Source organism: Pseudomonas serbiensis, from assembly GCF_030580745.1.
Classification (GTDB): domain Bacteria; phylum Pseudomonadota; class Gammaproteobacteria; order Pseudomonadales; family Pseudomonadaceae; genus Aquipseudomonas; species Aquipseudomonas serbiensis.
The window spans coordinates 19,077-31,986 of sequence record NZ_JAUQOO010000033.1; the positions used below are offsets into that span (position 1 = coordinate 19,077).

Here is a 12,910-nt window from a genome sequence, read left to right on the forward strand (position 1 = left end):
TTCGCCGGATTCGCTTTGGGAGAGAGATCTGATATGTCCAGTTTGAACGCATTGCTCGATGCCATCCACGCCGAACAGAACGAGGGTCGAGAGTCTGTACTCGCCACCGTTGTGAAGGTCGAGGGGTCGGCGTATCGCCGTCCGGGGGCGCGCATGCTCGTTTCACAATATGGACGTCCGGAGGGCACTATCAGTGGTGGCTGTCTGGAGGCTGATGTGGTGCGAAAGGCCTGGTGGCTGAGTGAGTCGGGCCCGGTGATTCGTAGCTACAGCACGACCGAGGCCACAGACGAAGAGGGCGGTGAAGAGTCCCTTGGTTTTGGGCTGGGCTGCAACGGCAAGGTGTATGTGTTGTTTGAGCGAGTACCAGCTACAAAGCAATGCGCTGTGCTTGATGCTTTACGCAAAGTAAGAAGCAACCAGAGACCCGTAGCAATCGCAACGGTAATAGCGGGCTCACGCAATAGCCGTGCAGATGTTGGAGACCGTGTGTTCCTGGAATCTGGCGCGGCGCCCCTCGGAGGGCTCTACCATCCTGCACTGAACGAGCGAATTACCGCTGATCTGCGTCTCACATTGGACCAGCAAAAATCTACGCGGCAACGCTATACCGAAGGCTATGCGGAGGTAGAGGTTTTTCTGGAATACGTCGCGCCACCACCGCGTCTGATGATCTTTGGGGCGGGCCATGATGCGCAGCCGTTGGTACGGATCGCAAAAATCCTGGGGTGGCATGTCACCGTTGTTGATAGTCGCCCACATTTCGCCCGTCCGGAACGTTTTCCCGAAGCGGATCGGGTGTTGAGCGCCGATATAGGCGGGCCTTTCGAATTTCGAAAGTTCGTGGAGGGGGCGTGTGTGGCGGTAATGTCCCATAGCCTGAGCCAGGATGCGCATTGGTTGAAAGGCGCGTTACAAGGTAATCCCCGTTACATCGGTCAGCTCGGGCCGCGTGATCGGACCGAGCGTCTGCTTGATGAAATAACGCGACAGACAAACAGCCTGCCTGCGTTGGACCGATTGCACTATCCAATGGGTTTGGATTTGGGTGGGGACACCCCGGAAAGTGTGGCGATGGCGGTGCTTGGGGAGATGCAGGCCGTCCTGAATGGGCGAGCGGGTGGAAGTCTGAAGTTGCGGACGTCAACGATCCACGAAACTTGTCAGCTTGAACCCAGATGTTCCCGTGAATTATCCATGGCAGAGTCGTAGAAGACTTGAGTTGGAAGCTCCTGCAGGATATGAGCCTCGCCGATGCGCTGCACGCATTAGAGGCCAAAGCTGATCAAAACTCACTAATCGAAATGCTGTCCTTCGTTAATCGCTGGATATAGAGCGTTGTGAGTAATCTGCAAAATTCTGAAACCATTTTATTGCTGAATATCACTCATTGGTGATTTCAGTAAAGTCGGGCTAATCCTCAGGCCCCTCGATTGTTAGCATGCCTACATAACAATCCAATGCGCAGCGCATTGGCTCATCGGGTTTATTAACCCGGTCAATAAGCTTGATCTTCGCACCGCGCTTCTTGCGCGTACTTGCCGAACTCTTTCTCCCATTGCCACCAGCAGCTGTTTCAGCCTGTGCTGCGGCAGTTTGCAAACTCATGCGCGCATTTTTCAGCGCTGTGTTCGAGGACTTTATGCCATTCAAGCCTATCTATCCTGCTTTGGTAACCGCCATTGCTTTTGCCACGATGCTCAGTGGATGCAACAACGAGCAGGCTGCTACTGCGCCGGTGCAAGCCCCCCAAGTCAGTGTGGTGACCCTGAAAACCCAGGCTGTGACCTTGTTCAACGATCTGCCTGGGCGTACCAGTGCTTATCGCCTTGCCGAGGTTCGGCCGCAGGTGGATGGCATCGTCCTGAAACGCTTGTTCAAGGAAGGCGCAGATATCAAGGCTGGTCAGCAGCTTTATCAGATCGATCCATCAACTTACGAGGTGACGCTCGCCAGTGCGCAGGCCAGTTTGGAGCAATCTCGCTCGCTGACCACCCGGTATCGGCAACTGATCGATGAGCAGGCGGTGAGCAAGCAGGAGTATGACACTGCTCGATCTCAGCAGATGCAGGCAGAGGCACAAGTCAAGGGCGCCCAGATCAATCTGAGATATACCAAAATGTTCGCGCCTATCAGCGGGCGAATTGGACGTTCGGCTGTGACCGAAGGTGCGCTAGTTTCTAATGGCCAAGCAGCCGCCCTTGCGATTATCCAGCAACTCGACCCCATTTATGTCGATGTCACTCAGCCTTATGGCGAGGTGCTCAAACTGCGTCGGGCTCTTGAAAGCGGGCAGTTGCAGAAAACTGCTGATAAGGCTGCGAAAGTTAGCCTGACACTTCAGGACGGTAGCCAGTACCCGCTGCAGGGTTCGCTGGAGTTTTCAGAAGTCTCGGTCGACGAAGCAACCGGCTCGGTCACCCTGCGCGCCGTGTTCCCCAACCCCGATCACTTGCTGCTGCCCGGGATTTTTGTGCATGCGCGGTTGCAGGAGGGGGTCGCCGAGCAGGCCATTCTTGCTCCACAGATTGGTGTGACCCGGGATCTCAAGGGCACCCCGACCGCCATGGTCGTTACCGCCGATAACAAAGTCGAGCAACGCCAGCTCAAGGTTGGCCGCACCGTCGGTGCGAATGTGCTGGTGGAAAGCGGCTTGAGCGCCGGAGACAAAATCATCGTCGAAGGGCTTCAGTTCATTAAGCCGGGGAGCTCCGTGGTCGCTCAGGAAGCGATGACAGATGAGGCGAACAGAGCCCCTGTGGCGCTAAACACCAGCGCTAAGGCGGAGTAGACCATGTCGAAGTATTTTATTGATAGACCGATCTTCGCGTGGGTGCTTGCACTGATCATCATGCTCGTTGGGGCATTGTCGATCCTCAATTTGCCGATCAATCAATACCCTGACATTGCACCACCCGCTGTCGCGATTCAGGTTTCTTACCCCGGTGCTTCCGCGCAGACAGTGCAAGATACGGTCGTGCAAGTGATCGAGCAGCAGATGAACGGCATCGACAATCTGCGCTACATCTCTTCGGAGAGTAATGCCGATGGCAGCATGCGAATCATCGTGACCTTCAACCAGGGCACCAACCCGGATATTGCCCAGGTTCAGGTGCAGAACAAGCTGAACCTGGCCACGCCGCTGTTGCCGCGTGAAGTGCAGCAGCAAGGGCTTCGCGTCACAAAATTCCAACAGAATTTCATGATGTTCATTGGCCTGGTTTCCACCGATGGAAAACACACCAAGGAGGATCTATCCAACTACATCGTCTCAAACATCCAGGACCCGATTTCGAGGACTTCAGGTGTTGGTGATTTTCAGATCTGGGGTACGCAATACGCCATGCGAGTCTGGCTGGACCCGGCCAAACTGAACCAGTTCCAGTTGACGCCAGTCGACGTGACCGAGGCGATTGAGGCGCAGAACGTGCAGGTGGCTTCGGGCACGATTGGTGGTCTTCCGGCGCGCAAAGGTACGGTGTTTACCGCAACTATCATTGGCAAGACTCGACTGCAGACCTCCGAGCAATTTGGTGACATTTTGCTTAAGGTCAATAGCGACGGCTCCCAGGTGCGCCTGAGTGATGTGGCCGATATCAGTTTGGGCGGTGAAAACTACAGCATCAACGCCCAAGCCAATGGCAAGCCTGCCTCGGGTATCGCCATCCGCTTGGCCACAGGCGCCAACGCCCTTGATACCGCCAAGGCGATTCGCGCCACGGTCGACCGACTGAAACCATTCTTCCCGGCCGGGATTGAAGCGGTGTACCCGTATGACACGACGCCGGTGGTCACCGAATCCATCAGCGGTGTGATGCATACGCTGGGCGAGGCGGTGGTTTTGGTCTTTCTGGTCATGCTGCTGTTTTTGCAAAATATGCGTGCCACCATCATTACGACTTTGACAGTGCCCGTTGTGTTGTTGGGTACGTTCGGCGTCCTCGCAGCGGCCGGCTTCTCTATCAATACCTTGACCATGTTCGGGATGATCCTGGCGATCGGATTACTCGTCGACGATGCGATTGTGGTGGTTGAAAACGTCGAACGGGTGATGGCGGAGGAACACCTGTCACCCAGGGAGGCCACGCGTAAATCGATGGGGCAGATCCAGGGAGCGCTGGTGGGTATTGCCTTGGTGCTCTCGGCGGTGCTGTTGCCCATGGCTTTCTTTGGTGGCTCCACTGGCGTGATCTACCGGCAGTTCTCGATCACTATCGTATCGGCCATGGCGCTTTCGGTATTTGTTGCTTTGGTATTCACCCCGGCGCTTTGCGCGACGCTGCTCAAGCCAATCGATCCGACAAAACACGGTCAGCCCAAGCGCGGTTTCTTTGGATGGTTCAACAGACGGTTCGATGCCTGCGTCAACGGATATGAGCAGGGCGTAGGCCAGATCATTCGGCATAGGGTGCCGGGCTTTATGGTTTACCTGGTAATCGTCGCCGGCACGATTTGGATGTTCGCCCGGATACCGACCTCGTTCTTGCCTGATGAAGACCAGGGTTTGATTTTTACGCAAGTGCAGACGCCGGCCAACAGCTCGGCTGAGACCACGCAAAAAGTGCTTGATCGCATGAGTCAGTACTTGCTGGACAAAGAGCACGGAGAAGGTAAAGCCGTTGCTACAGTTTTCACCGTTAACGGCTTCAACTTTGCGGGCCGCGGGCAGAATTCAGGGATTGCGTTCGTCAACCTGAAGCCATGGGATGAACGAGACAGTGACAATACTGTGTTCAAAATTGCCCAGCGTGCCCAGCAAGAGTTCCTGAAGTACCGCGACGCCCTGGTATATGCGGTGGTTCCGCCATCGGTACTGGAGTTGGGTAACGCCACCGGCTTCGATTTCTACCTGCAGGACCAAGATAGCGTGGGCCATCAAAAACTCATGGAGGCACGCGGCAAGTTTCTTGAGCTGGCTGCCCAGAGCCCGGTCCTCGCTGGCGTTCGCCCAAACGGCTTGGCCGACGAGCCACAGTACCACCTGACCATCGACGACGAGCGCGCGCGGGCGATGGGCATTTCTCTGGCCGATATCAACACCACGCTGTCAGTGGCATACGGCAGTAGTTATGTGAACGATTTCGTTGACCGCGGTCGAGTTAAACGGGTTTACGTACAGGGTCAACCTGACTCGCGCAGCACCGCAGAGGATCTGAGTAAATGGTTCGTGCGTAATAACCAAGGTCAGATGGTCCCGTTCTCGGCATTTGCGAGTGCCGAGTGGATCTTCGGCTCACCAAAACTGTCACGCTACAACGGCGTCCCTGCCGAGCAAATTCTTGGGACTCCCGCCCCGGGTTACAGCTCTGGCCAGGCGATGGCGGAAGTCGAGCGAATTGCAGCGCAACTGCCGCCCGGCGTAGGCATCTCTTTTACCGGGTTGTCCTATGAAGAGCGTCTTTCAGGGTCACAAGCGCCTGCTCTGTATGCGCTGTCGATTCTCGTCGTGTTTCTATGTCTGGCGGCACTCTATGAAAGCTGGTCGATTCCGATTGCGGTCATCTTGGTCGTGCCTCTTGGGGTAATCGGCGCGCTAATGGCCACGGCATTGCGGGGGCTGTCCAACGACGTGTTCTTCCAAGTGGGTCTGTTGGTGACGGTGGGGTTGGCGGCGAAGAATGCGATCCTGATCGTCGAGTTTGCCAAGGAATTGAATGAAAAAGGTACACCGTTGCTGGAAGCGACGGTCGAGGCTTGTCGTATGCGTCTGCGTCCGATCGTGATGACGTCCTTGGCATTCATTCTCGGCGTGCTACCTCTGACCATTTCCAGCGGAGCCGGCTCTGGCAGTCAACACGCCATCGGCACGGGGGTGATCGGCGGCATGATAACGGCCACCGTTCTGGCGATTTTTTGGGTTCCCCTGTTCTTCGTTTCCGTTTCAACCTTGTTTAAAGGCAGCCGCAAGAAGCAGGACGAAACTGCTATGCGTGAGGAGGCAGGCCAATGACTCGCTCTTTAATCGGTCTCGCGATCAGCGCCGCTGTTCTGAGTGGTTGCTCACTGATCCCTGAGTATCAGCGACCGCAGGCTCCAGTTGCGGCGCAATATCCGCAGGGTCCTGCCTATCAGGCAACCAACGCTGCCGACCAGGCCGCTGTGGAGCAGGGGTGGCGCGAGTTTTTCCACGATCCGGCATTGCAGCGATTGATCCAGACCGCCTTGGTCAATAATCGTGACCTGAAGGTCGCGGCACTGAACGTTGAGGCTTTCCGGGCGCAGTACCGAATCCAGAGAGCTGACCTGTTTCCGGCGATTGGCGCCAACGCCAGCGGAACACGGCAGCGACTGCCGAGCGCTCAGGCGCAGTCCGGTCAGGCCAGTATTTCCAGCCAATATGACGTCAACCTGGGAATCAGTTCGTACGAGTTGGATCTGTTTGGTCGCATCGCCAGTCTAAGCCAGCAGGCACTGGAAACTTATCTGTCTACCGCCCAGGCCCGACGCTCGACCCAGATCAGCATCGTTTCGAGCGTGGCCAATGCCTATCTCACCTGGCAAGCCGACCGTGAATTGCTCAAGCTCACCGAGAACACGCTGGACGCCTACGAGGAGAGCTTACGTCTGACCACCCGCAGTAATCAGGTGGGTGTGGCTTCGGCGCTTGATCTCGCACAGGCGCGTACCTCGGTGCAAGGTGCGCGGGCGAGCCTGGCAAACTACCAGCGCCGAGTAGCCGAAGACGAGAATGCTTTGGTGCTTCTTCTCGGTACAGGACTGCCCGCCGATTTGCCGGAGCCACAGTCCTTGGATGGCGACCTGCTGGCCAACGTACCGGCTGGTCTGCCCAGTGATTTACTCACCCGTCGCCCCGATATCCTCGCCGCCGAGCATACGCTCTTGGCCGCTAACGCTAACATCGGCGCGGCGCGGGCGGCTTTTTTTCCTAGCATCAGCCTTACGGCAAATGCCGGCACCTCGAGCGCGAATCTGGATGGGTTGTTCAAGAGCGGCTCAGGCAGTTGGGCGTTTACCCCTACCATCAGCTTGCCGATTTTCAACGCAGGCGCGTTACGCGCTAGCCTGAATTACTCGGAGATTCAGAAAGACATTGGTGTGGCCAACTACGAGAAAGCTATCCAGGCCGCTTTCCAGGAGGTCTCCGATGGGTTGACTGCACGTAAAACTTACGTCGACCAGTTGCAGGCACAGAATGACCTCGTCAACGCCAGCCAGGATTACTATCGGCTTGCCGAGCGTCGTTATCGAATCGGCGTGGACAGCAACCTGACCTTTTTGGACGCGCAGCGCTCGCTGTTTAGCAACCAACAAAGGCTGATCAACGATCGCCTTGCGCAGTTGCAGGCTGAAGTGAACTTGTATCGTGCACTGGGTGGCGGATGGGACGAGCGGGGCGTGCAAAAACTCTGAGAACGACGACTATACAAAAACGCCCGGCGATAGGCCGGGCGTTTTTGTATTAGCAGTGAATGACACTATCATGATATTACGTGCTGAGTGGTGACGCCGCGCTGTCATTTACACGGCGGTTAATTACAAGCAGGGCATCTTGTCAGTTTTAGCCAAGGTATTACCTTTACTGTCCATAAGTTCAATTTTTACCTCTTTTCCCGCACTACTTTCCATCAGGGTGTAACGTTCATTCGGTAAAAAATTGTCATAGGACAGGGTGGCAACACAGCGGTGTTGGCTTTCCTGGTAGCCCTTGGTAACCACCCCAAGTTCCATCGTATGCGCCCCTGGCGATACTTTGAAATAAGTCAGGTTCTCTGCGCGTTGTGTATCCAGGCGTCTGGCCAGCATTTCATCACCGATCTGCTCGTGAAGGTTGACAATGGATTCGCCATCCTTAAGCGTCGGAAGTTCAGTCGCACAGCCAGCCAGGCCGGTGATTAAAATGATGGAAGCTGTTAGTTTTGCAAGGTTCATAAATGTCCTGAATTCTTTGGGGGTCCGAGAATAGCTATAAGCTTGTTCTGAACCGTTAAATAGGTAAGGTTTTAAATAAGCTGTTTCAGCCTAATAACGCATTGGCTTGGGAACGTGGGCCCGTTATTGTTTCTGCAGATGACGCAAGATGATCGAGGACGGCAAGGACTAAGATGCCTACTCGATATCTGGAATGATTTTGTTGTCGGTATGGGGATATTCTACAGGCTATTTTTTAATTGATTAGCCTGTGAGCTATTGATGCAGTGCTGAGCTTTATTCACCAATGATGTGCCATCAGCGACGCCGAGAACTTGAATCCCTCAGGTGTCGCACGTGGTATTTTCTGCGCGTCGGACGTTACCGTTCGAATCGATCGTCGATCAGTCAGTCATTTCTGTCGCTGAGACGATCAGCCCTTAACGATGAGGCGCGAGTTTCGGTCATTGCGAAAGGCCAATTGTTCGATGGTTTGCGTAGCGTGCTCGGCGTCTTCACGCGCCTTGAGAATCACCCCGTGATGTTCGGACTTGCTGCACACCGGGTCGGCGTTGCTGGCGTCGCCCGTGAGCATGAACGCCTGGCAGCGGCAGCCGCCGAAGTCTTTTTCTTTTTCATCGCAGGAGCGGCACGGTTCGGGCATCCAGTCATAACCGCGGAAGCGGTTGAAGCCGAACGAGTCGTACCAGATGTGCTGCATGCTGTGGTCGCGCACATTGGGAAACTGCACCGGCAGCTGGCGGGCACCGTGACAGGGCAATGCCGTGCCGTCCGGCGTGACGGTGAGGAAAATGCTGCCCCAGCCGTTCATGCAGCCCTTGGGGCGTTCTTCGTAGTAGTCCGGCGTGACAAAGATCAACTTGCACGGATTGCCTTGCGCTTCCAGCTTGGCGCGGTATTCGTTGGTGACACGCTCGGCGCGTACCAGTTGCTCCCGGGTGGGCAGCAGGCCGACGCGGTTGAGCTGCGCCCAGCCGTAGAACTGGCACGTGGCGAGCTCGACGAAGTCGGCTTCCAGGGCGATGCACAGCTCGATGATGCGATCGATCTTGTCGATGTTGTGCCGATGGGTCACGAAGTTCAGCACCATCGGATAACCGTGGGCCTTTACCGCCCGGGCCATTTCCAGTTTTTGCGCGAAGGCTTTCTTCGAACCGGCCAGGAGGTTGTTCACCTGCTCATCGCTGGCCTGGAAACTGATCTGGATATGGTCGAGGCCGGCCTTCTTGAAGTCGCTGATTTTCTGCTCGGTCAAGCCGATGCCGGAGGTGATCAGGTTGGTATAGAAACCCAGCTTGCGCGCCTCGCCGATCAACTCGGCCAGGTCCTGGCGCACCAGCGGCTCGCCGCCGGAAAAACCCAACTGCGCGGCGCCCATCTCGCGGGCTTCGCGAAAGACCTTGAACCACTGCTCGGAGCTCAACTCCTGGCCCTGCTCGGCGAAGTCCAGCGGGTTGGAGCAGTACGGGCATTGCAGTGGGCAGCGATAGGTCAGCTCCGCCAGCAGCCACAGCGGCAGGCCGACTTCAGGCTTGGGCGGCAGGCCAGAGGGCTCAGGCAAGTTCGATCCAGTGCTGTGCACGAGCGACCTCCATGAATTGCTCGATGTCGTCACCGAGTTCCGGCACGCCGGGAAACTGCTTCGCCAACTCGTCGATGATGGCCGCGACATCCCGTTCACCATCGATCAGGCCACCGATCAGCGCAGCGCTGTCATTCAGCTTGATCATGCCTTCAGGATAGAGCAGCACGTGGCCTTTCTGGGCCGGTTCGTACTGGAAGCGATAGCCGGGGCGCCAGCGTGGGGTTTTGCTGCGGTCGAAACTCATAAGGTGATCCCTTTGTGCCACACCCGTTGCCCGGTCACCCTGTGGTAGGGCGGGCGGTTCAATTCATAGGCCATGCTCATGGCGTCGAGCATGCTCCAGAGGATGTCCAGTTTGAACTGGAGAATCTCCAGCATGCGTTCCTGCCCTGCGCGGGTGGTGTAGTGCTGCAAGGTGATCGCCAGGCCATGTTCCACATCACGCCGAGCCTGACCGAGGCGGGTGCGGAAGTACTCATAGCCGGTCGGGTCGATCCACGGGTAGTGCTGCGGCCAACTGTCCAGGCGCGACTGGTGGATCTGCGGGGCGAACAGTTCGGTCAGCGAGCTGCTGGCGGCTTCCTGCCAACTGGCCCGGCGGGCGAAGTTGACATAGGCATCCACGGCGAAACGCACACCGGGCAGCACCAGCTCCTGGGAGCGCAGTTGATCGGGGTCCAGGCCCACCGCCTGGCCCAGCCGCAGCCAGGCTTCGATACCGCCGTCTTCGCCGGGAGCGCCGTCATGGTCGAGCAGGCGCTGGATCCACTCGCGGCGGATCTCCCGGTCCGGGCAGTTGGCCAGGATCGCGGCGTCCTTGAGCGGGATGTTCACTTGATAGTAGAAACGGTTCGCGACCCAGCCCTGGATCTGCTCGCGAGTGGCACGGCCTTCATACATCGCCACGTGATAGGGGTGATGGATGTGGTAGAAGGCGCCCTTGGCGCGCAAGGCTGCTTCAAATTCTGCGGTGGTCAATGGTGTATCAGTCATTTCGGGCGCTCCTACAGTTCGATGCTCATGCCGTCGTAAGCGACTTCGACATTGCGTCGCACCAACTCGGCCCGCTCGGAGGAGTCTTCATCGAGGATCGGGTTGGTGTTGTTAATGTGGATCAGCACCTTGCGCTGCTTCGGCAAATGCTCCAGCACTTCGAGCATGCCGCCCGGACCATTCTGGGCCAGGTGGCCCATTTCCCGGCCAGTTCGGGTGCCGACGCCACGGCGCTGCATTTCATCGTCGTCCCACATCGTACCGTCCACCAGCAGACAATCGCTGCCGGCCATGATCTCCAACAACGACTCGTCGACCTTGCCCAGCCCCGGGGCATAGAACAGCTTGCCACCCGTGCGCAGGTCTTCGACGATCAACCCGATGTTGTCGCCCGGGTGCGGGTCGAAGCGATGCGGTGAATAGGGTGGTGCGGCGCTGCGCAGGGGCAGTGGGGTGAAGCGCAGGTTCGGGCAGGCGGCGATGGTGAAGCTCTGGTCGAGTTCAATGCGATTCCAACTCAACCCGCCGTTCCAGTGGGTCAGCATGTTGAACAGCGGAAAGCCCGTGCTCAGGTCTTCATGGACCATGTCGGTGCACCAGACTTGATGCGGGCAACCTTCACGCAGGCCGAGCAGACCGGTGGTGTGGTCGATCTGGCTGTCCATCAGGATGATCGCGCCAATGCCGGTGTCGCGCAGGGCCCGGCCCGGCTGCATCGGGGCAAACGCCTGGAGCTGGGCGCGAATGTCCGGAGAGGCGTTGCACAGCACCCAGTTCACACCGTCATCGGACAGGGCGATGGACGACTGGGTACGCGCCTGGGCCCGCAGGCTACCGTTGCGAAAACCTGCGCAATTGGCGCAGTTGCAGTTCCACTGGGGGAAACCGCCACCGGCGGCAGAACCTAGTATCTGGACGAACATGGTTGCTCCATCATTCTGGAACCGAAAATAAAACGCCTCGGCAGGCCGAGGCGCTGTCCATCAGGTACAAACTTAACGGTTTGCGAAGTACATGGTGACTTCAAAACCAATACGCAGGTCGGTGTAAGCAGGTTTGGACCAAGACATGAAAGTACTCCTATCAAGTGATGAGACGTTTGTCAGGTACATATTTCTGAGTTTGGTTGGGATCATTTTGCAGCGTTCCAAGGCGCGCCCAACCCACGACGCCGTGTTTCGGTTGTCATACCTCGTCTTTTGCTGCCGGACGATCGGATAACAGGACGGCTTCAGGAAACTGCTCCAAGTACGAGAACGAGTGACTCGACAATTTAGCAACCAGGGCAGCGAAGCACTTCGCGAACGATTGAACTCGATTCTGCAGGGCACAAAATGTCATTGTCGTGCTCTCCCATGTTTGTACGAAAATAAAGTGCATTGGGAGAACCCCCTTACAGGCTGGTCTCGAATTTCAAACCGGCCACCCACGCATCCCTGACCTCGCTGACTCCGCCAGGATTGCCTACAAATTGCAGGTTGGGGCGCACGGTCAGCCACTTGGTCACGCCAAAGCCATAGTAAATTTCCATGTTGGTTTCTGAGCTTTGTGTCGGTGTGTAGCGGGGGTCGTCATAATCGCTGACACCCGCCCGGTCATTCAGTTGCTGCTGATGATCTGTGAAGCGGTTATTCACATGGAGACTGGCGATGGCGACGCCGATTTCGTCATTCGGGCGAGATTTGAAGGGGGCCGTGTAGTAAGCGCCTACTTGCGCATAACGATCGATCATATTGGTGGCTTTGTCATGCACGGTGGCATAGGCAAACACCGTCAGCCCGCGAGCGGCGAAGTCCGGATCTTTCCAGACTTGTTGTTGCCCGGCAATCCATGCGCCGTATTTACTATCGCGGGATTTTGCTATGCCGTTTTCTTCTGTGTTGACGTCATTTGCGTCACGGCTGCTGTAATACGCGCCCACACGGTATTCCCCTGGCAGCCGTCCGGCTCCCAGCGACGTGGTATGGACCAGCTCGACAGGTACCAAGGTACCCTCATTACCGCTGCCGCTGAGTTTGAAGCCGTTACCTATTTCCAGGTAGGACGGGTTCTGCTCGTACGCACCAATCTGCGCATAAGTGTCATCGCTCAACGCGACCTTTACGCGGCCCGCCCATTGGGTGATTGGCCAGTTATAAATGATATCGCCGGCCCAGTTACCCGGCTGTGCGCCGCAGAATGCCAGGTTCTGGAATTTGCAGGGGAAGCTGCCGAAGTCTTCGCCAAAGTTCATGCGGCCCAGTTTGATATCCAGCCCGCCGTCAAAGAACTTCTGACGATACCAGAGTTGCGTAAGCCGCCAGGTCTGGCCGCGCCCGTATACCTCTTGAACCTGACTGATGCCGCCTACCCGAGGATCGGTGATGACATCATTGGTGAGATTGCGCCCGTTACGATCCGATATCGTGAATTGAAAATCAGCGCCTTCCCAACCGAGTATTT

General features: G+C 56.8%; 11 protein-coding genes. 4 read left to right on the forward strand and 7 right to left on the reverse strand.

Going from position 1 to position 12,910, the window contains the following annotated elements:
• Positions 1-33: 33 nt before the first annotated feature.
• The 4 genes from Q6A51_RS26075 to adeC all read left to right on the forward strand — a co-directional run bounded on the left by Q6A51_RS26075 (position 34) and on the right by adeC (position 7,371).
• A complete protein-coding gene (locus Q6A51_RS26075; RefSeq protein ID WP_095058138.1) occupies positions 34-1,212 on the forward strand; it encodes an XdhC family protein in 1,179 nt (392 codons plus the stop codon).
• Between the two features lie 430 nt (positions 1,213-1,642).
• Positions 1,643-2,791: an efflux RND transporter periplasmic adaptor subunit gene (locus Q6A51_RS26080; RefSeq protein WP_095058182.1), complete on the forward strand. Its 1,149-nt coding sequence runs from the start codon at positions 1,643-1,645 to the stop codon at positions 2,789-2,791.
• Positions 2,792-2,794: 3 nt separating this feature from the next.
• Positions 2,795-5,950 carry an efflux RND transporter permease subunit gene (locus Q6A51_RS26085; RefSeq protein WP_095058139.1) on the forward strand — a complete coding sequence of 1,052 codons (3,156 nt, stop codon included), beginning with the start codon at positions 2,795-2,797 and terminating at the stop codon, positions 5,948-5,950.
• Positions 5,947-7,371 (forward strand): AdeC/AdeK/OprM family multidrug efflux complex outer membrane factor, encoded by a 1,425-nt coding sequence (gene adeC, locus Q6A51_RS26090; RefSeq protein WP_095058140.1) that lies wholly within the window; start codon positions 5,947-5,949, stop codon positions 7,369-7,371. Before Q6A51_RS26085 ends, adeC begins: the two co-directional genes overlap by 4 nt.
• Positions 7,372-7,494: 123 nt before the next feature.
• Here adeC and Q6A51_RS26095 read toward each other — a convergent pair whose 3' ends face one another.
• From Q6A51_RS26095 to Q6A51_RS26125, 7 genes are all read right to left on the reverse strand, one after another.
• Entirely contained in the window at positions 7,495-7,890 is a 396-nt protein-coding gene (locus tag Q6A51_RS26095; protein ID WP_095058141.1) for a PA0061/PA0062 family lipoprotein, read from the reverse strand.
• Between the two features lie 412 nt (positions 7,891-8,302).
• Positions 8,303-9,472 carry a pyrroloquinoline quinone biosynthesis protein PqqE gene (gene pqqE, locus Q6A51_RS26100; RefSeq protein WP_304576045.1) on the reverse strand — a complete coding sequence of 390 codons (1,170 nt, stop codon included), beginning with the start codon at positions 9,470-9,472 and terminating at the stop codon, positions 8,303-8,305.
• Positions 9,444-9,719, reverse strand: coding sequence for a pyrroloquinoline quinone biosynthesis peptide chaperone PqqD (pqqD, locus tag Q6A51_RS26105; RefSeq protein WP_018607357.1), 276 nt, complete (start codon positions 9,717-9,719; stop codon positions 9,444-9,446). The genes pqqE and pqqD overlap by 29 nt, the downstream gene beginning before the upstream one ends.
• Complete coding sequence (pqqC, locus tag Q6A51_RS26110) at positions 9,716-10,468, reverse strand: pyrroloquinoline-quinone synthase PqqC (RefSeq protein ID WP_304576046.1); 753 nt, start codon at positions 10,466-10,468, stop codon at positions 9,716-9,718. The genes pqqD and pqqC overlap by 4 nt, the downstream gene beginning before the upstream one ends.
• An 11-nt stretch (positions 10,469-10,479) precedes the next feature.
• Positions 10,480-11,391 (reverse strand): pyrroloquinoline quinone biosynthesis protein PqqB, encoded by a 912-nt coding sequence (gene pqqB / locus Q6A51_RS26115; protein WP_304576047.1) that lies wholly within the window; start codon positions 11,389-11,391, stop codon positions 10,480-10,482.
• Positions 11,392-11,463: 72 nt separating this feature from the next.
• The gene (gene pqqA, locus Q6A51_RS26120; RefSeq protein ID WP_020295432.1) at positions 11,464-11,538 is read right to left on the reverse strand and encodes a pyrroloquinoline quinone precursor peptide PqqA; all 75 of its coding nucleotides are present in this window, start codon (positions 11,536-11,538) and stop codon (positions 11,464-11,466) included.
• Positions 11,539-11,861: 323 nt separating this feature from the next.
• On the reverse strand, positions 11,862-12,910 hold a 1,049-nt coding region (locus Q6A51_RS26125; protein ID WP_304576048.1), incomplete at its 5' end, for a carbohydrate porin.

What these genes read in the sequence shown, in the direction of transcription:
- Q6A51_RS26085 (WP_095058139.1), top strand. Translation starts at nt 2,795, where the DNA reads ATGTCGAAGTATTTTATTGATAGACCGATCTTCGCGTGGGTGCTTGCA.
- Q6A51_RS26075 (WP_095058138.1), top strand. Translation starts at nt 34, where the DNA reads ATGTCCAGTTTGAACGCATTGCTCGATGCCATCCACGCCGAACAGAAC.
- Q6A51_RS26095 (WP_095058141.1), bottom strand. Translation starts at nt 7,890, where the DNA reads ATGAACCTTGCAAAACTAACAGCTTCCATCATTTTAATCACCGGCCTG.
- pqqB (WP_304576047.1), bottom strand. Translation starts at nt 11,391, where the DNA reads ATGTTCGTCCAGATACTAGGTTCTGCCGCCGGTGGCGGTTTCCCCCAG.
- Q6A51_RS26080 (WP_095058182.1), top strand. Translation starts at nt 1,643, where the DNA reads ATGCCATTCAAGCCTATCTATCCTGCTTTGGTAACCGCCATTGCTTTT.
- pqqD (WP_018607357.1), bottom strand. Translation starts at nt 9,719, where the DNA reads ATGAGTTTCGACCGCAGCAAAACCCCACGCTGGCGCCCCGGCTATCGC.
- adeC (WP_095058140.1), top strand. Translation starts at nt 5,947, where the DNA reads ATGACTCGCTCTTTAATCGGTCTCGCGATCAGCGCCGCTGTTCTGAGT.
- pqqC (WP_304576046.1), bottom strand. Translation starts at nt 10,468, where the DNA reads ATGACTGATACACCATTGACCACCGCAGAATTTGAAGCAGCCTTGCGC.